General features: G+C 62.8%; 17 protein-coding genes. 8 read left to right on the forward strand and 9 right to left on the reverse strand.

The genetic code is table 11. From position 1 onward, the window contains the following. The first annotated feature begins 10 nt into the window (after positions 1-10). Genes pcaB through QM716_RS17255 form a run of 4 tightly spaced genes read left to right on the forward strand, consistent with a single transcriptional unit; the run spans position 11 to position 4,574 of the window. Positions 11-1,339, forward strand: a complete 1,329-nt coding sequence (gene pcaB / locus QM716_RS17240; RefSeq protein ID WP_283305240.1) for a 3-carboxy-cis,cis-muconate cycloisomerase — start codon at positions 11-13, stop codon at positions 1,337-1,339. Continuing rightward, complete coding sequence (gene pcaDC, locus QM716_RS17245; RefSeq protein ID WP_283305241.1) at positions 1,336-2,517, forward strand: bifunctional 3-oxoadipate enol-lactonase/4-carboxymuconolactone decarboxylase PcaDC; 1,182 nt, start codon at positions 1,336-1,338, stop codon at positions 2,515-2,517. Before pcaB ends, pcaDC begins: the two co-directional genes overlap by 4 nt. Further along, on the forward strand, positions 2,514-3,338 hold the full coding sequence (locus tag QM716_RS17250) for an IclR family transcriptional regulator domain-containing protein (protein ID WP_283305242.1): 825 nt from the start codon (positions 2,514-2,516) through the stop codon (positions 3,336-3,338). The genes pcaDC and QM716_RS17250 overlap by 4 nt, the downstream gene beginning before the upstream one ends. A 24-nt stretch (positions 3,339-3,362) precedes the next feature. Then, on the forward strand, positions 3,363-4,574 hold the full coding sequence (locus QM716_RS17255; protein WP_283305243.1) for an acetyl-CoA C-acetyltransferase: 1,212 nt from the start codon (positions 3,363-3,365) through the stop codon (positions 4,572-4,574). On the opposite strand, the gene QM716_RS17260 is transcribed toward QM716_RS17255, so the two are convergent. Further along, on the reverse strand, positions 4,575-5,114 hold the full coding sequence (locus tag QM716_RS17260; RefSeq protein ID WP_283305244.1) for a MarR family winged helix-turn-helix transcriptional regulator: 540 nt from the start codon (positions 5,112-5,114) through the stop codon (positions 4,575-4,577). A gap of 72 nt (positions 5,115-5,186) precedes the next feature. Here QM716_RS17260 and QM716_RS17265 point away from each other — a divergent pair, with 72 nt between their 5' ends. After that, positions 5,187-5,912, forward strand: a complete 726-nt coding sequence (locus QM716_RS17265) for an SDR family NAD(P)-dependent oxidoreductase (protein ID WP_283305245.1) — start codon at positions 5,187-5,189, stop codon at positions 5,910-5,912. Here QM716_RS17265 and QM716_RS17270 read toward each other — a convergent pair whose 3' ends face one another. Next, entirely contained in the window at positions 5,913-6,632 is a 720-nt protein-coding gene (locus QM716_RS17270; RefSeq protein ID WP_283305246.1) for a dienelactone hydrolase family protein, read from the reverse strand. Positions 6,633-6,678: 46 nt separating this feature from the next. Beyond that, entirely contained in the window at positions 6,679-7,704 is a 1,026-nt protein-coding gene (locus tag QM716_RS17275) for an ABC transporter substrate-binding protein (protein ID WP_283305247.1), read from the reverse strand. Positions 7,705-8,084: 380 nt separating this feature from the next. Between QM716_RS17275 and QM716_RS17280 the strand changes: the two genes are divergently transcribed. Then, the gene (locus QM716_RS17280) at positions 8,085-8,288 is read left to right on the forward strand and encodes a cold-shock protein (RefSeq protein WP_003939930.1); all 204 of its coding nucleotides are present in this window, start codon (positions 8,085-8,087) and stop codon (positions 8,286-8,288) included. 69 nt (positions 8,289-8,357) lie between these two features. Here QM716_RS17280 and QM716_RS17285 read toward each other — a convergent pair whose 3' ends face one another. The 4 genes from QM716_RS17285 to QM716_RS17300 all read right to left on the reverse strand — a co-directional run bounded on the left by QM716_RS17285 (position 8,358) and on the right by QM716_RS17300 (position 12,086). After that, a complete protein-coding gene (locus QM716_RS17285; RefSeq protein ID WP_283305248.1) occupies positions 8,358-9,086 on the reverse strand; it encodes a Clp protease N-terminal domain-containing protein in 729 nt (242 codons plus the stop codon). 73 nt (positions 9,087-9,159) lie between these two features. Continuing rightward, positions 9,160-9,945 carry an alpha/beta fold hydrolase gene (locus QM716_RS17290; RefSeq protein WP_283305249.1) on the reverse strand — a complete coding sequence of 262 codons (786 nt, stop codon included), beginning with the start codon at positions 9,943-9,945 and terminating at the stop codon, positions 9,160-9,162. Between the two features lie 82 nt (positions 9,946-10,027). After that, positions 10,028-11,020: an ABC transporter substrate-binding protein gene (locus QM716_RS17295; RefSeq protein WP_283305250.1), complete on the reverse strand. Its 993-nt coding sequence runs from the start codon at positions 11,018-11,020 to the stop codon at positions 10,028-10,030. Positions 11,021-11,447: 427 nt separating this feature from the next. Then, positions 11,448-12,086 (reverse strand): DUF2461 domain-containing protein, encoded by a 639-nt coding sequence (locus QM716_RS17300; RefSeq protein WP_283305251.1) that lies wholly within the window; start codon positions 12,084-12,086, stop codon positions 11,448-11,450. Positions 12,087-12,166: 80 nt separating this feature from the next. On the opposite strand from QM716_RS17300, the gene QM716_RS17305 reads away from it, so the two are divergent. Then, on the forward strand, positions 12,167-13,018 hold the full coding sequence (locus QM716_RS17305) for a mechanosensitive ion channel family protein (RefSeq protein WP_502942070.1): 852 nt from the start codon (positions 12,167-12,169) through the stop codon (positions 13,016-13,018). Between the two features lie 104 nt (positions 13,019-13,122). On the opposite strand, the gene codB is transcribed toward QM716_RS17305, so the two are convergent. Both codB and QM716_RS17315 read right to left on the reverse strand, forming a co-directional pair. Further along, positions 13,123-14,454, reverse strand: coding sequence for a cytosine permease (codB, locus tag QM716_RS17310; RefSeq protein ID WP_283305253.1), 1,332 nt, complete (start codon positions 14,452-14,454; stop codon positions 13,123-13,125). Beyond that, positions 14,451-14,915 (reverse strand): nucleoside deaminase, encoded by a 465-nt coding sequence (locus QM716_RS17315; protein WP_283305254.1) that lies wholly within the window; start codon positions 14,913-14,915, stop codon positions 14,451-14,453. The genes codB and QM716_RS17315 overlap by 4 nt, the downstream gene beginning before the upstream one ends. Before the next feature lie 175 nt (positions 14,916-15,090). Here QM716_RS17315 and QM716_RS17320 point away from each other — a divergent pair, with 175 nt between their 5' ends. Then, a complete protein-coding gene (locus tag QM716_RS17320) occupies positions 15,091-16,611 on the forward strand; it encodes a PucR family transcriptional regulator (protein ID WP_283305255.1) in 1,521 nt (506 codons plus the stop codon). Positions 16,612-16,619: the final 8 nt, after the last annotated feature.

Genomic DNA, 16,619 nt, shown 5'->3' on the forward strand with positions numbered 1-16,619 from the left:
AGGAGTACACATGCCCACTCGCGGTGCACTGTTCGATCCGGTGTTCGGGGCCACCCGAGTAGCGGAACACCTGTCCGACCAGGCGTGGGTCACCGCGTTGCTCGACGTGGAAGCTGCACTGAGCTGCGCGATGTCCACAGTCGGATTGGCGGACGGGAAACATTGCGCCGCGGTGGCGGCTGCTGCGGCCGAACTCTCACAACCGGGTGGTCTGGACATCGTGGCGCTCGGCCGGGCGTCGGCGGCCAGTGGAAATCCTGTCATCCCGTTGGTGAAGATGCTTCGCGAAAGGGTGGGACAGGAAGGTGTGCCGGCCTCCGTGGTACATCCGGGAGCCACCAGCCAGGACATCATGGACTGTGCCCTCATGCTGTTGACGCGGCGTGCGGGCGCGGTGGTTCTGGCCGACCTGACACGTGCCGCCGATTCCGCCGCCCACCTCGCTCGCATCCATCGATCGACCCCGATGGTCGCGAGAACCCTGGGCCAACAGGCACTTCCGACCACGTTCGGTCTCTTGGCCTCCAGTTGGTTCACGGCACTCGACGCCGCCGCGATTCGCCTCGAGATCGTGCTGTCCACGTTGCCGGTTCAGTTCGGCGGTGCCGCAGGCACACTCGCTGCCCTGTATCCCGACGGACTCAGGATCGCCGATGCACTGGCCGACGAACTCGGACTCGCCAGGCAGGTTGCTCCCTGGCACACCGACCGCGTGACCATCGCAGAACTCGCGACTACCCTCGGTATCGTCGCCGGCGCTGTATCCAAGCCCGCCACCGACATCACCGTCATGGCGTCCACCGAACTGTCCGAGGTTGCCGAAAACGCTCCGGGCGGCTCATCGGCCATGCCGCACAAGCAGAATCCCGTAGCGGCCATCACCGCCCGCGCAGCAGCGCGACGTGCTCCCGCACTGGTCGCTACAGCCCTCTCGAACATGGATCACGAATTCGCTCGCGCTGCAGGCCCCTGGCACGCCGAGTGGGAAACCGTCACCGATCTCCTGCGTCTGGCAGGCGGAGCAGCGCACCAGCTTTCCGTCAGCCTCACCGGTCTGCAAGTACACACCGAGTCGATGGCCCGCAATCTCGACATCACCGGCGGCCTGATTCTCGCCGAGCGTGTCACCAAGGCCCTGTCCGCGCACACCGATCGGGCACGCGACATCGTCACAGCAGCAGCCACTTCCGGAATCAGGTTGGATCGTGATCCCGCCATCGCCGAGCACCTGAGCGAAGCGGAGATCTCCGAACTACTCGACCCCGCACACTATCTGGGCCACGCCCCCGATCTGGTCGACCGCGCCCTCGCCGAACGCCCTACAGGAGGATCTCGATGAGCGTCGCGCTCAACTTTCAACAGACCGGCAATCCTGATGCTCCCGCAGTAGTTCTCCTGGGTTCACTCGGATCCGATCTGTCCATGTGGCAGCCGCAGATTCACGCGCTGTCGAATCGGTACCGCGTCATCGCCGTCGACCATCGCGGTCACGGCAAGTCGCCGGTTCCCGCGGGCCCCTACTCCATCGCCGATCTCGCCGGCGATGTCATCGCTCTCCTCGATTCGCTCGAACTCGAATCCGTTCATCTGGTCGGGCTCTCCCTCGGCGGCGCCGTCAGCCAGTGGATCGCCGCGCACCTCCCCACCCGCGTCGAGACGTTGACCTTGATGTGTACGTCCTCGCAGTTCGCCCCGGCTCAGCCGTGGATCGATCGCGCCCAGGCTGTCCGTGCAGACGGTATTGCATCCATCGCGGCCGCTGTGGTCGCACGCTGGTTCACGCCGGGACTGGCCGAAAACGATCCGGAACTAGTCGCCCGCCATGTCGCGATGGTCGAAGCCACACCTGACGAGGGCTATGCCGCCTGCTGCGAGGCACTTTCGGTGTGGGACGGCCGCGCCGACCTGGCCCGCATCGTCGCTCCGACGCTCCTCATCGCAGGCGAGCAGGATCCGTCGACACCTCCGGTGACGTTGAGTGCAATCGCCGACGGTATCGCCGATGCGGTACTGCACGTCGTTGATCCCGGTGCACACCTCGCCAACGTCGAGCAGGCCGGGCGCGTCACCAAACTACTTGCTACGCATATTGCCTCGCACACATCGGCAGTTGCCCAACGTAGCGCCGCGGTGTCAGCAGGCATGACCGTACGGCGCGAGGTACTCGGCGACGCCCACGTCGACCGTTCCATCGCCGGTGCCACCGAGTTCACGGCCCCGTTCCAGGACTTCATCACTCGTACGGCGTGGGGCGACATCTGGTCACGCCCCGGCCTCGATCACCACACCCGCAGACTCCTCACTCTCGCGATCCTCACCGCCGTCGGCAACGAACACGAACTCGACATGCACATTCGCGCTGCGCTGCGTGCCGGGATCGATCCCGACGAACTCGTGGAAGTATTTCTCCATACCGCGGTCTATGCGGGTGTGCCGAACAGCAACTTGGCTTTTGCGCTGGGAAAGCAAGCACTCGCGGACCTCTCGGCCGAACCTGAGGAGAACGAGACAACATGAGTGAGAACAGCAGCGAGCAAGCGCCGGGACCGTCCCCGGACTACGTGCAGTCGCTGGCCCGTGGGCTTTCCGTCATCAAGGCTTTCGACGGTGAACACCCACGTCGCAGCCTCAGCGAGGTTGCCAGGCACACCGATCTCACCCGTGCGACTGCTCGCCGCTTCCTACTCACACTCGTCGAACTCGAATACGTACGTACTGACGGTTCGGTGTTCTGGTTGACGCCGCGCGTCCTCGAACTCGGCTACAGCTACCTCTCCAGCCTGTCTCTTCCCGAGATCGCCGGGCCACATCTGGAAGCCTTGTCCGCCAAGGTTCGTGAATCCACGTCAGTGTCGATCCTCGACGGTGACGACGTCGTATACGTGGCCCGTGTTCCGGTCAGCCGCATCATGACGGTTTCCATCACCATCGGCACTCGCTTTCCCGCCTATGCGACGTCCATGGGCAGGGTCCTGCTCGCAGGCCTACCCGACGACGCACTGGGCGCCTATCTCGCTCGAGTGTCCTTCGCCCGCCTGACCGGCAAAACCATCTCCACCGCCGACGGACTGCGTTCCGAACTCGAGAAGATTCGCGCCGACGGATTCGCGATAGTCGATCAGGAACTCGAAGAGGGTCTGCGCTCGCTCGCCGCACCCATCCGGGACGCAACCGGTGACGTGGTCGCGGCCGTCAACATCTCCACCCAAGCCGCCCGCTACAGCGCTGAAGCTGTTCGCGGTGAACTGGTTCCGGCCGCAGTCGCCACCGCAGACGCCATCTCCGTCGATCTCGGACGCACTCAGTCGTCCAACAATCACTCGGCTGTCACTCGCTGACCGAGCATACCCAAGGAAGAACCAATGCCTGACGTTGTCATCTGTGAACCGCTCCGCACCCCCGTAGGCCGCTTCGGCGGTGTATTCCGCGACGTCGCCCCGGAGGATCTCGCCTCGACGCTGATCACCGAACTCGTCACGCGTACCGGCATTTCCGGCGCAGAGATCGACGACGTCATCCTCGGCCAGGCCTCGCCGAACGGTGAGGCTCCCGCGATCGGGCGCATCGCGGCGCTGAACGCCGGTCTGGGCGTGGACGTTCCTGGCATGCAGGTGGATCGCCGGTGCGGGTCGGGATTGCAGGCAATCATCCAGGCCGTCATGCAGGTTCAGTCCGGTGCCAGTGATCTGGTCCTCGCCGGCGGTGCCGAGTCGATGAGCCAGGCCGAGTTCTACGCAACCGGAATGCGTTGGGGCGTCAAGGGTGAAGGTGTTGCACTCAGCGATCGTCTCGCTCGCGCCCGCGTCACGGCCGGTGGACGCGACTTCCCGGTCCCCGGCGGAATGATCGAAACGGCAGAGAACCTGCGCGCCGAGTTCTCCATCAGCCGCGAGGATCAGGACGCACTCGCGGTACAGTCGCATCAGCGTGCCATTGCCGCACAGAAGAACGGCGTCTTCGCCGAGGAAATCGTTCCGGTATCCGTTCCGCAGAGCAAGGGTGAGGCCCTGCTCGTCGACACCGACGAGCATCCGCGCGCCGACACCTCGATGGAATCGCTTGCGCGCCTTCGGCCCATGCGCGGAAAGATCGACCCCGACTCCACCGTGACCGCAGGTAATGCCAGCGGTCAGAACGACGGCGCAGCGCTGGCGATCGTCACCACTGCAGACAAGGCCCGTGCTCTCGGACTGCGACCACTCGCACGCCTGGCGAGTTGGAGCGTCGCAGGAGTTCCGCCGCGAACCATGGGCATCGGCCCCGTCCCGGCGTCGGAGAAGGCACTCGGCCGCCTCGGGCTGACCCTGGCGGACATGGATGTCATCGAACTCAACGAAGCCTTTGCCGCACAGGCACTTGCCGTCCTGCAGAACTGGAAACTCGAGGCCGACGATCCGCGCATCAACCCCAACGGCTCCGGCATCTCCCTCGGCCATCCGGTCGGCGCCACGGGTGGACGAATCCTGGCCACCCTGTTGCGCGAGATGGACCGTCGCGAAGCGCGTTACGGCCTCGAGACGATGTGCATCGGCGGCGGGCAGGGCTTGGCTGCGGTCTTCGAGCACCTGTCCTGATCAAGCTCCGACGTGTGCAACGCCGGGGTCTCCGAGTTGGCCTCGTAGACCGTCGAGAAAGACACGCAACAGGTCGGTGAGTTCGGCCTGCTGCTGCTCGGAAAGAATCGACGTCAGTTCGGCTTCACGGCCGAGAACTCGGTCCACCAATTGCTCCACCAGTTCGTGGCCGGCGACAGTGAGTGTCACGAGCACAATTCGTGACCCTTCCGCGGCGGGAGATCTCTCCACCAGACCCGCGTTTTCCGCGCGCGCGAGTCGCTGCGAGATCGCACCGGCAGTGACTCCGGTCTGCTCGGTGATCTGGCGAGTCGTCAATTGATACGGCTCGCCGGATCGCCGCAGGACACTGAGTAGATCCAGTGTCGCTGTGTCCGCACCGGCCGAGGCGAGTACCCGTCGGCGATCCTCACCCAGCAGCTTGGCGCACATCCACAGCCTGGTCACGATGCCGATACCTTCTACGGGCGTGCCTGGCCTTTCGCGAAGCCAGGCCAACGCAACCGCGTCCACCGCGTCGTCCGGGTTGTATTCGCCCACCACTACACACCTCGTTTAGATCTAAATGATACGTTCTCCGTATAGGTCTAAACGTAGCTCACGGAGGTAGGCATGACACGCACAGTTCTGGTAACCGGCGGCGGAACAGGGATCGGGCGCGCAGTAGCGGAAGCGTTCACCCGAGACGGAGACACAGTATTTGTCACCGGCCGACGCACGGAAACACTCGAAAAGACCGCCGAGGAGTTGGGCTTCAAGGTGCACGCCGTGACGTGCGACAATTCCGACCCGAAAGACCTGAAGCGGCTGCAGGATTCGCTTCCGGGAACCATCGACGTCGTCGTGCACTGCGCCGGCGGCAACACGGACTTCGACCGCGAAGCACCGTCAGATCTGGAATCCCTGGCCGCCGCGTGGCGTGCCAATCTGGATTCCAATCTCATCTCGGCGGTTTTGACCACAGCCGCAGTTCGCGATCGAATCCCCAGCGGCGGTGCCGTCATCACCATCGGATCGATAGCCGCCGACAAGGGCGCGGGCGCGTATGGCGCCGCCAAAGCCGCAGTTGCGACGTGGAATATCGATCTGGCCGCCGAACTGGGCCCCAAAGGCATCACGGCGAACATCGTCTCCCCCGGTTACATCGCTGACACCGAGTTCTTCCGAGACTTTCTGACGGACGATCGTCGCGCGATGTTGATCGAATCCACCAGCACCAAGCGCGCCGGAACACCGGACGACATCGCGGCGGCCGTCCACTTCCTGGCCTCACCGGGTGCCCGGCAGATCACCGGTCAGGTATTGGCAGTCAACGGAGGCGAGAGAACCAGTCGCTGATCATGCCAGGTGACGCTCGAAGAACGAGTCGATTCGCTTCCAAGCATCTTGCGCTGCAACAGGATCGGGACCGATTCCGAGGATTCGCTCCAACGGACGAAGTACCTTGGGGCCGGCCTCCGCGTCGTTGAGGAACGCGTGGCCGGCGGTGGGGTACTCCTTGACGTCGTTCGCGATACCGGCATTGTTCAGCGCTGTCTCCAGTTTCGCTGCCGCGCCCCGGAGCGAGAAATCCTTACCTCCGAAGCTCCCGACGATCGGGCACGAATCCACCACGGCTTCATCGAGTTTGCGCGGAAGCTGGCCGTAGTTGACCGAGGCGGCGTCGAAATCTCCGGCGCTGACCATCGCGAAGCCGCCACCCATGCAGAATCCGATGACACCGATCTTTCCGGTGCAGTCCGGGGATTCCACCAGCCAACTGCGAGCGACTTCGATGTCGGTGAACGCCTTGCCGTGCCCTCGAAGCATCGACGTCATGGTGGGCACGAGGCACCGCTTCGCCCCACCCGCGCTGTACAGGTCGACAGCGAGCGTCAAGAACCCCGCTGCGGCCAGTCGCTTGGCTTGCCGCTGCATTACCTCTTCGAGCCCGAAGGCCTCGTGAATCATCACTACCCCCGGCCACGGGCCGGGGGTAGTGGGTGTTTCGAGTATCGCTCGCAGCGGTTGCGATCCGCCGACTACTGCGGCGCGGCCCGTCAGATCTATGTCCACCATGCCTCGATGCTAGGCCGACGCAGCGTCCATACGCCCGGAAGCGAGCTCAGGCGAGCTGTTTTCCCTGACCGGCCGCAAGTCCGGTCAAGAGCTCCGCGAGTTGAGGCAATGCGTACGGGGCGCTCAGTGGACCGAAATTGTCGACGAAGGCATTCGAGAGCAGAAGTTCGACAGGCGCGTAGGCTCGCGCCTTCACCGCGGGGAGGTTCTGGAAGACTGCGAAGTTCTCCAACCTCGCCGTCGCCTCCGGATCAGACGCGAGGCTGAGCAGAATGTCTGCGGGCGCGAGTACTCCGGCCTGCTCCATCGACAGAGCAGCCATTTGATCGGCGTTGTATCCGCGATAATTGAGTCCGAGTTCGCGCAGCAGAACTCCGGGCGCACTGGCATCCCCTTGCACATACAACTGGTCGCCGTACATCGAGCCGATCATGATCGCCTTGCCACCCAAACCGTTCAGCGAAGCGGCGGTGTCGGCGATCAGAGCGTCGGTCCGGGCGATCGCTGCAGTAGCGGCCTCGTCGACAAAAGCGGCCTGCGCGACCGTGGCGATGCCATCACGCCACGAAGTGGTCCAGTCCAACGCCACGACCGGCGCGATCCGACTGAGCTTCTCAGCCGCCGGTTCGAGATAAGTCTTCATTCCGATGATGAGGTCCGGCGAGTACCGCGCGATGATTTCCGGGTTGATCTCGCCTGCGGTGTCGAAGCTTTCGAGATCGGCTATTCCAGCGGCACTCTGCCAGGGCAGAACGCCGCGGTCCCACGCTCCCGTATTGCCGTAGGCGACCGGGTGAACGCCAAGGGACAGGAGGAATTCGAGATCCGTGAAGTCGCTGGCGACAACGATCCTTTCCGGTTTCCCCGAGATCGTCGTGGTCCCGAGCGCGTTGATCACCTGGCGTTGCTCGCCGGCGTCTGCAGCGTCTGCAGCGTCTGCAGCGTCTGACGACATGGAACAACCCGCAAGGATGGCCGCCGCTGCCGCTGCGCCGACGCCGAAGAACCCACGACGACTGAGCTGATCCACAAGTTCAGCAGTCTTGGGTGATTCGCGAATCGTTCCGTACATGTGCGCACTCTCTCCTTCTCGGCGTCTGCTGCGCGCGCCGAGGGCACAGCGAATGAGAGGTTAGCCCACCCTCAGCTCGCATGGGGTCCCTACGTTGTCGACTTCGAGCGATTGGAGCGCGAGAACGCAGCTGCGCTCGAGCGAGCGGGCGTCTTCGCGCTGGTCTATGGCCGCAGACCGGCATGCGAGCCACGAATCGGGGCCTTCGGCGGATTGATCAGACAAGTGCCGAAGATCGGTATCCCATCCTCCTCGTCGGCCCCTGACAACTCGCTTCTGCACGTCGCCCACCGTTCGACTTGCGCGGCATGGGAGGATAGACATATCGAGATCGGGACTTCGATGTGAGGGCCCGGATCGAGTTTGTAGGGAGTATCGGTATGGCACAGGGCATCGTGAAGTGGTTCAACGGCGAAAAGGGCTTTGGTTTCATCGCTCCCGACGACGGAACACCGGACGTGTTCGTTCATTACTCTGAAATCTCGGGCAACGGCTACAAGTCGCTCGACGAGAACCAGCGTGTGGAGTTCGAGGTTGGCCAGGGCCAGAAGGGTCCTCAGGCCACCAATGTGCGCGCTGTCTAATCAGTGACACAAGAAGAGGGCCGTACCCGCAAGGGTGCGGCCCTCTTCTGCGTCAGGCTCACAGATGAATCACTGATCCTGAATGACGGCCAAAGCTCCCACGATGTACGACTCCGCAACCGATTTCGAGATTCCGAGATCAGCCAGAACACCTGATCCGTCTTCGAGTTCGAGTAGTGCGAGCAGGATGTGCTCGGTTCCGATGTAGTTGTGCCCCAGGCGAAGAGCCTCACGGAACGTCAGTTCCAAAACCTTGCGCGCACGAGCGTCGTACGGGATGAGTTCCGGCAGTTCGGAAGTCGGGGCCGGTAGTACGCCTGCCACCGCGGCCCGAACGGAGCCAAGCTCCACCCCCTGGGCGACAATCGCCTTTGCAGCCAACCCGGCAGGCTCCTCGACAAGCCCCAGGAGCAGGTGCTCAGGCTGAATCTCTGCATTACCGGCAGCGCGGGCTTCGTTCTGCGAGGCCACGACGACGTTCTTCGCCCGGGGAGTGAACCGGTTGAACCCTTCGTTCGGATCCATCGGCTTCTGATCACTCTGCGCCTTGGGAACAAAACGCTTCTGCGCAGCCTGCTTCGAGACACCCATGCTCGCGCCGATCTCCGTCCACGAAGCTCCCGACCTGCGCGCCTGATCGACGAAGTGGCCGATCAGGTGATCTGCAACTTCACCGAGATGATCAGCGGCGATCACGGCGTCGGACAGTTGGTCGAGCGCGTCGGTGTGCACCTTTTTGATCGCGTCGATGAGGTCGTCGAGTCGGACCTTGTTGGTCATTTCCACTGGTTTACTCATGCGTCAACCCTAGGTTGACGCATACGAAAACGTCAACCCTAGGTTGACGGGCGTTTTCGCCGGCGCCAAGCGACTAACCGGAAAAGAATTCACGCAGAGCCGGGAGAATGGCGCCATCAGCGGCGCCGTGACCCTGGCCAGGGATCTCCAAAGTCTTTGTCCCCGAGACTTTTGCGGCAATTCGCGTCGCCGAAGCAGGTGCCCATTGCCCACTGTCACCGCCGTACATAACCAACGTGGGGACGGTAATCGAGGCCAGCCAGTCGAGCGACTCACAGCCGTGATCACAGACGGCGACGTCATAGGGCAAGGTGTGCGCGATAGCGCACATTTCGGGCCAATCGGGACTCCGCTTGATCTCGGCGACCATCTCCGGAGACGCGCCGGTCAGGTCCAGAAAACGGGTCACAGCACCCTCCCTGTCGCCGGCCGCAATCAACCGCTCCAGATCACTTTGGGCAGTTTCGTCCCGCTGGTCGTCGTCCATGTACGGCGCCTCGTAGACGGCGAGCTTACGCATCGGAACAGTCTGGGCAGCGGCTTCCAATGCCAGCGCAGCACCCGACGACAATCCGTAGACCAGCGGCGTTTCAACGATGGCTGCGACGACTGCTCGCAAATCCTCCACCTCGTCGTCGATCGAGAACGCGTGACTGTCACCGCTGTCCCCGCGTCCGCGCCTGTCGTACGAATACACCGTGAAGTCCGCCGCCAACTCCGCAGCGAGAGAATCGAACCATCCTCGGTCACAGAACGCTCCGGCGACCAGGACCACTGCTGGTCCGGCACCGGAGCGTTCGTACGCGATGGTCGTACCGTCGCGGGATCGCACTAGCTCTGGGGATTGCTCTGTTTTCACGTCGATCTCCTCAGGTCTGGTCAACGCCTACCTGATTAGACCGCCCGCGCTACCGAAAATCATCGGTCGAGTCGGCACGCTTTCAGCTGATTTTGTTGTAGAGGGCATCCCAACCCTGCGCCACGTAGGAAATCGTGTAGATCGAACCGTAGAACGTGGAGCCGCCCAGACTGGTGACGTTGCCCGCCTGCACTGCCGGGAGCCGCTGCCACAGCTTGCTCGCCACCAATGCCTGGTACGCCGCACTGTCCTCGCTTTCGGTGATCATGAAGCCGTCGACGCCGGCCAGCACGTCGAGGCCCTCGAGGCTGACGCCGCCCTCGGGATCAAGCCCTTCCGAAATGGCAGTTTTACCACCGATGTCGCCGAGCGTCATGTCGCTGGGCTTGTCGCCCTTCTCGGACGTACGGATGCTCGTGACGTACAGCGTGTTCGTGTCTGGCATGAAGGAGACACTTGCGACGGTCTTGGACGCGATCTTCTCGGCATGACGACTGCGGATGTCGGAAATCAGATTGTCGTAGTCGAGCGTCAATCGGTCGAGTGTGGCTGTTCGACCGAGCCAGCCCGACAGCCGCGAGAGGTTGGTACGCCAGTCGTCGGTGAACTCTGTCGTCAGAACCGGTGCGATGGTAGACATCTCGGCCATCGGCCACCACTCGCTCTCGTAGTTGAGGCACACGATCAGGTCGGGTTCGAGCGCCAAAATCTGCTCGCGATTGGGGATCTCCGACAGGAACGGTACCGACGAATCGATCGGCACCCACGGCGTCGCCTGGGCGTACGTGTAGCCGACGAGCGGAAGTTCCAGCGCTACAGCAGGTTCGAGATCGAGCCTCGAATCGATTGCCACCACTCGCTTCGGATTGACAGGAATGTCGTAAGTTCCGAGAGGTGTCGTCACGGAACGCATTTCGGACTCACCCGAACTGCTTCCACTGTCACCGCACGCCGCCAGGAACGCGCCCAGCCCGGCGATACCGGCGCCGAAGCCGAATTGCCGACGAGTGAGGTCCGAGACGAGGCGGTTGTCGGAGTAACCCTCGGGAAGCAAGAGCGTGGATTGAGCGGGCATGCGTGTCGAACCTCCAGAAGAAATGAATCATCCACTGTTGCGAGCGGATAAGGATGCCCTAACAGCGTACGCAGGGAGGGTCGTCGCGATCGGCCCAGAAATAGTCGAATCAGGCCAAATCGAGCCCCCTACTTGTCGAGCTTGCGCATCTCGACGAAGTAGACCGCACTGAACGCGAGGTAGGTGCCGACGATTCCGAGAACCGAGATGATCAGGACGAGTGCGAGAAACATAGCCATGATGGTCTCCACTGACACGGGTAGTTCACGATGTCGATCGAGAGAAAATGGCTTCGAACTGCGGCGCTGCGACTCGAAGCGGGGCCGAAACTTTGGGTTACACACATCACGGTAGCCCCAGGCGTCTCGAGTTTCGGTGAACTCGAGGTGAACTCTCCTACGGCTGCGTCACACTTTTTGTCGAACGGTCAGTTCGGTCCGAGCACCTGCCCCGACCACTCGACCAAAGGCGTCAGTGCGCGCCACGCCGTGCGAACTTCCTTCAATGTCCTGGCGCTGTCCAGCCACGGCGGGCTCGGGTAAGTACGACCAGCGGTCAGCGACTTGTGACGCAGCAACTCGATTCGCGGGTGGTCCACCGTGTACCCGCGAGGCGCCGTCTTGAGCTTGTCGCCGCCGATCGTGAATCCGGCCTTCTCGACGGAGGCCAGGATCTTCTCGAGCTCCGCTCCCCGAACATCGTCGTCGACAGCCGCACGATAACGCGCGATAGTCTCCGAACTGCTGGCGTAGAACCCGCCGGCCACCATCAACCCTGCCGCGTCGATCTGCACGTAGTAGCCACAGCTCTCAGCGAGACCGACAAACGCGCCCTGATGCGTCTTGTACGGAATCTTGTCCTTCGAGAATCGAACGTCACGATATGGCCGAAAGAGCTTGGCCGTGCCGAATTCGTCTTCCAACGCCGCGGTCAACGACGCCATCGGACGACGAACCACCTCGTCGTACGTCTCCTTGTGCGCTGCCCACCAGGTCTTGCTGTTGTCGGCCTCTAGGTCTTCGTAGAAATCGAGTGCAGCAACGGGTATGCCAGTGAACGCAGCCATGTCGTAAGCCTAGCTGCCTGTTCGGCTTTGGACCGCCTGCCCTGCACCGATGCCCGAATCGGCCGGAATCCGTAGACTGCATGGGGATGATTTCCGAAATACAAGCATGGGAACTGACCGACACCAACCGAGACTGGCTGATTCACCGACCTGTCGAGATCGCGATCTACGTCGCGCTCGCGGTAGTGCTGCGCTTCGCGCTGATCCGCGGGATCGATCGAATGTCGAAGCCTCGCAAGTCTCCGAACGCCAAGGTGAACGAGCGCAGATCGCAGCGGGCGCGGACCATCGGTTCGGTACTCAAATCGACGGTGTCCATCGTCATCCTTGTCTGGTGTGTGCTGCAGATCCTCGGCATTCTCGGGATCAACGTCGCGCCGTTCATCGCATCCGCCGGAGTCATCGGTCTTGCCATCGGTTTCGGTGCACAAAATCTGGTGCGTGACTTCCTCTCCGGCATCTTCATGCTGCTCGAGGATCAGTACGGTGTCGGCGACGTCGTCGATCTCGGTGACGCGGTCGGCACCGTCGAAACAGTGGGCTTGCGTGTCACCACGATTCGAGATGTCAACGGCACCTTGTGGTACTGCCGCAACGGTGAAATCCTGCGAGTCGGCAACATGAGTCAGGGTTACGCCACTGCGGTTCTCGATCTCCCGATCGCCCACAACGCGAATGTGCACAAAGCGTGCGAGGTGGCGACACGAGCTGTCCTCGAGGCTGCAGAGTCCGAACCGATCAGGGCGGACATGATCGAAAAGCCGGAGATGCTGGGAGTCAATTCGGTTACTGCCGAGGCGATTACCATCCGAGTGACGGCGCAGGTGAAGCCTGGGCGCCAATGGGCGGTCCAGCGCGCGTTTGCGCGCTCGGCACTGACTGCGTTCGAAGAGCAGGGTATCGAGGCACCCTACCTGCCTGTTCTGCGATGACGGACGAGACGGAATCGTCTGCAGTCATCGGCCTTTTCCACCAATTACACGAGCCCCCGGCGCGGTCGTTACCGCCGGGGGCTCGCTGGTGTCCGAAGCGTGATTCAGACGGTGGAGGTCGAGACCTCCCGATTGGTGGAGGTACCACCAAAAACCCTGTGCAGGAACATCGTCAGCGCAATGGCTACGACGATCCCGATCAGCGGCGGGATTCCCACCTCGAACTCACCTGAAAGCCAAGCGAGGAAAGCTGCGGCGGCATAAACGGCGAGGTTGCGCCAGTGCACCGGCCGCGGGGTGTAATCCTCGGGAATGCCGCGCCGCCACCGGCACAGGAAATCAGCGATGATCACGCCGCCCAACGGCGGGATGAATGTTCCGAGCAGGCTCAGGTAGTCGACGAGATGGTTGTGCACACCGGTCAGAGCGAGTGCAGTGCCGATCACGCACCCACCGATGACGAACGGAGTCTTGCGGGGTTTTCTGAACAATTCGGCACCGGCCACCCCGAAGGCGTATGCGGTGTCGGCGTTGCTCTTCCAGAGATTCCCGAACAGCAAGACCAGACCCCAGCCGACAAGCCCGAGGTTGTAGAGAATCAACACGAAGTCACCCTCGTGGAACGTGATCGCTCCGATCGCGCCGAACAGGATCATCAATCCGTTGCCGAGGAGGAACCCGATAACGCAGGCCCACACCGCTTGTGATCCGGAACGGGCAAATCTGGTCCAGTTGGGCGCTTGCGTTCCCGCCGATACAAACGTGCCGACCACCGTGGTGATCGCGAGCGCGATCGTCATGGTCGTCGCGGGTTGAACCGAGACCAGGCCGGAGAATCCACCGACTTCTTCGAGGGACCGGAACACGACCCAGCAGGCCAACGCCAGGATCAAGGGCGTCGAGACTAGCGAGACCCAATACATCCCGCGGTAGCCATAGCAGGCGGTGATGCACATCAAGATGCTCGCCGCAATCATCACCGACGCCCGAGCGAGATAGGAATCCCAGCCCAATGCCTGCGCGGTGAGATCGCCGATCGTTCCGATGATCACTCCGTACCAGCCGATCTGCGTACCGCCCAGCAGGATCGAAGCGAGCTTGGACCCGCGAGTGCCGAAACTGTAGCGCGCCATCACAACTGTTGTCAGTCCGGTTCGGGCTCCGACGAACCCCATCATGGCGACGTACACCCCCAAGATGGCGGATCCGGCGGCGATCACCACCATCAGTTTCCAGAACGAGAACGCGGTACCGAGCGCTGCTCCGGCCAACATCGTCGGCGTGAAGATGGTGAACCCCAACAACACCACCGCGAGCGAGAAGAAGGGCTTTCGTGCATGAAGCGGAACCGGCGTAACGGGATAATCCGGATCGACCGGGTGGCCTGCACTCTCCGAATCGCCTGCGACCGTAGCAGGTTCGACGGCGCTGCTCATACAACTTCGCCGATGTCTTCGAGCCACAGGCTCGGGCGCTCGGTCAGCATGCGGTCCATCAATGCCACGCACTCCGCGTCGTCGACGACGTCGACCTGAATCCCGCTGCTACGCAACCATTCTTCCGACGACTCGAAGGAGCGATTCTCGCCGACTACGATTCGAGGGATCTCGTACAGACGAGCAGTTCCGGCGCACATGAAGCACGGCGACAAAGTCGTGTAGAGGACACACTCGCGATACACCGATGCCGGTAGCCGACCGGCTCGCTCGATGCAGTCGGTCTCCCCATGACGGATGGCGCTGTTCATCTGGACCCGACGGTTGCGTCCGACTGCAAGCACCTCGCCGCGATGAATCAGTGCCGCGCCGATCGGCACGCCGCCCTCCTCCCAACCGATCTTCGCCTGTTCGATCGCTAGTCCGAGGAAATACTCATCGGTGTCTGCCGGGTGGTTCATGTGCGCTCCTGGAGTCTGGCCAAAATCCTTGAATGTGGCTCGTGTCACAATCCGACCACGGTCGTAGTACCCCGACAAGGGACAACCTGTCAGTTCGGCAGAACTAGCTCTATGACGGAGTGCCCCCTTGGCGGACGATGAAGAAATGCTGCCTACTCTGCGACAAGTTCTTGCGATGCCCTCGTTCAAGGCCGCGGCAATCGAAGTGCTCGCGGGCGACGTCGACACCGCGGTGGTCCGCTGGGTCCATTCGTCCGAGGTATACGAGATGGGCGGGCTGTTGTCCGGAGGCGAGGTCCTTCTGACAACGGGCCTCGGCCTCCACGGGCGATCCCCCGAGCAACTCACCGCCTACATCGACCAATTGGCGGACGCGGGATGCGTCGCTCTCGCGATGGAAGTCGGCCGCTCGTTCCTCACCGCCCCTCCCGAGCTCGTCGAAGCTTCGCGCCGACGCGGGCTCGCGTTCCTGGCACTGCACGCAGTAGTGCCCTTCGAGCGGATGGTCGAAGACTTTCACGACCTCATACTCCGCCGCACGCTCGGTTCGGCGCGAGCCGGCGAGCCTGTCTGGCAAGAACTTCTGGGGATCGTGGTGGCAGGCCAAGGCATGACTGCACTACTCAACAAGGTGTCACGACTCGCAGGGTGCGGTGTCGATCTCCTCGACGCTGATGGCAGAACCGTCGAGCGCAGCGCAACCGACGCAGAACGGTCCGAGACCGAACGGACGATCCACGACGTGCGCGGGCCGACGAACTCGCTCGGTCGACTCGTCCTGAGCGGACGGGCAACCACACGCCGAACCGCCGTCGCCAACTGCGCCGCCGTGGCGGTGGCTCTGGAACTCGGTCGCCACGGCGATGTCGGCCCCAGTCAGTCACTCGCCCAGTCGGTGATCACAGACGTGGTTGGCGGAGTGCTCGCATCGCACGGCGACTTGTCCGAGCGACTGACAGCTGCCGGGTGGACGCCGCTTTCGGGGGGCCAACATGTCCTCGTCGCCGCTGTCGACGTCGATCGACAAACGCCGGTTCGAGAGCTCGCGGACCCAGTGCGCAACGCTGTGCGGGCCGTGCTCGGCTCCTGTGTGGTCGGGACTGCCGCGAATCACGTCATCGTGCTCGCACACGGGTGGTCGGCCGCATCCCCCGCACGAGTTCGGACGGCATTCACCGAAGCCGACGAGCTGCTACGCCGCGGACCCGGCGGTTCCGCAGTACGCACGCTCGGAGTCGCGACACCGGTCGAAGATCTGTCCGGCGTCGGGGCGGCAGTCGCTCAGGCTCGCGAGGTCGTCCAGATCGCGCGGCGTTTCGGCACCCGAACCGGCGTGATCCTCGCGAGAGACGTCGGAGTCCAACGACTGCTCGCCGCCGGCACGACACCCGCTTCCCTGTCCTCGTTCGTCACGGAGCAACTTGGTTCGCTGATCGCCTACGACACAGCACATTCCGCAGATCTTGTTCGAACCCTCGATGCATACCTCGCACATCGGGGCGGCAAGGCGAGAACCGCGGATTTGCTCGGGATCAGGCGCCAGTCGCTCTATGCCCGATTGACTCGTATCGAAAAGCTGATGGGAGTTTCTCTCGATGATCCGGCACAGGTGGTGTGTCTCGGGCTTGCGCTGACCGCATGGCGCATGCGCACCGGCCTTGATCCGCAGGCTGCGTTCGAGCGTCTCCCCGGGTGAGCAACTAC

It is taken from the genome of Rhodococcus sp. IEGM 1409 (genome assembly GCF_030056735.1).
Classification (GTDB): Bacteria; Actinomycetota; Actinomycetes; order Mycobacteriales; family Mycobacteriaceae; genus Rhodococcus_F.

Excerpts from the sequence above, each read along its gene's own strand:
- QM716_RS17320 (WP_283305255.1), top strand. The coding sequence starts at position 15,091 with ATGCCCTCGTTCAAGGCCGCGGCAATCGAAGTGCTCGCGGGCGACGTC.
- QM716_RS17250 (WP_283305242.1), top strand. The coding sequence starts at position 2,514 with ATGAGTGAGAACAGCAGCGAGCAAGCGCCGGGACCGTCCCCGGACTAC.
- QM716_RS17265 (WP_283305245.1), top strand. The coding sequence starts at position 5,187 with ATGACACGCACAGTTCTGGTAACCGGCGGCGGAACAGGGATCGGGCGC.
- pcaB (WP_283305240.1), top strand. The coding sequence starts at position 11 with ATGCCCACTCGCGGTGCACTGTTCGATCCGGTGTTCGGGGCCACCCGA.
- QM716_RS17295 (WP_283305250.1), bottom strand. The coding sequence starts at position 11,020 with ATGCCCGCTCAATCCACGCTCTTGCTTCCCGAGGGTTACTCCGACAAC.
- QM716_RS17255 (WP_283305243.1), top strand. The coding sequence starts at position 3,363 with ATGCCTGACGTTGTCATCTGTGAACCGCTCCGCACCCCCGTAGGCCGC.
- QM716_RS17280 (WP_003939930.1), top strand. The coding sequence starts at position 8,085 with ATGGCACAGGGCATCGTGAAGTGGTTCAACGGCGAAAAGGGCTTTGGT.
- QM716_RS17300 (WP_283305251.1), bottom strand. The coding sequence starts at position 12,086 with ATGGCTGCGTTCACTGGCATACCCGTTGCTGCACTCGATTTCTACGAA.
- QM716_RS17305 (WP_502942070.1), top strand. The coding sequence starts at position 12,167 with ATGGGGATGATTTCCGAAATACAAGCATGGGAACTGACCGACACCAAC.
- QM716_RS17315 (WP_283305254.1), bottom strand. The coding sequence starts at position 14,915 with ATGAACCACCCGGCAGACACCGATGAGTATTTCCTCGGACTAGCGATC.
- QM716_RS17285 (WP_283305248.1), bottom strand. The coding sequence starts at position 9,086 with ATGAGTAAACCAGTGGAAATGACCAACAAGGTCCGACTCGACGACCTC.
- codB (WP_283305253.1), bottom strand. The coding sequence starts at position 14,454 with ATGAGCAGCGCCGTCGAACCTGCTACGGTCGCAGGCGATTCGGAGAGT.
- QM716_RS17275 (WP_283305247.1), bottom strand. The coding sequence starts at position 7,704 with ATGTACGGAACGATTCGCGAATCACCCAAGACTGCTGAACTTGTGGAT.
- pcaDC (WP_283305241.1), top strand. The coding sequence starts at position 1,336 with ATGAGCGTCGCGCTCAACTTTCAACAGACCGGCAATCCTGATGCTCCC.
- QM716_RS17270 (WP_283305246.1), bottom strand. The coding sequence starts at position 6,632 with ATGGTGGACATAGATCTGACGGGCCGCGCCGCAGTAGTCGGCGGATCG.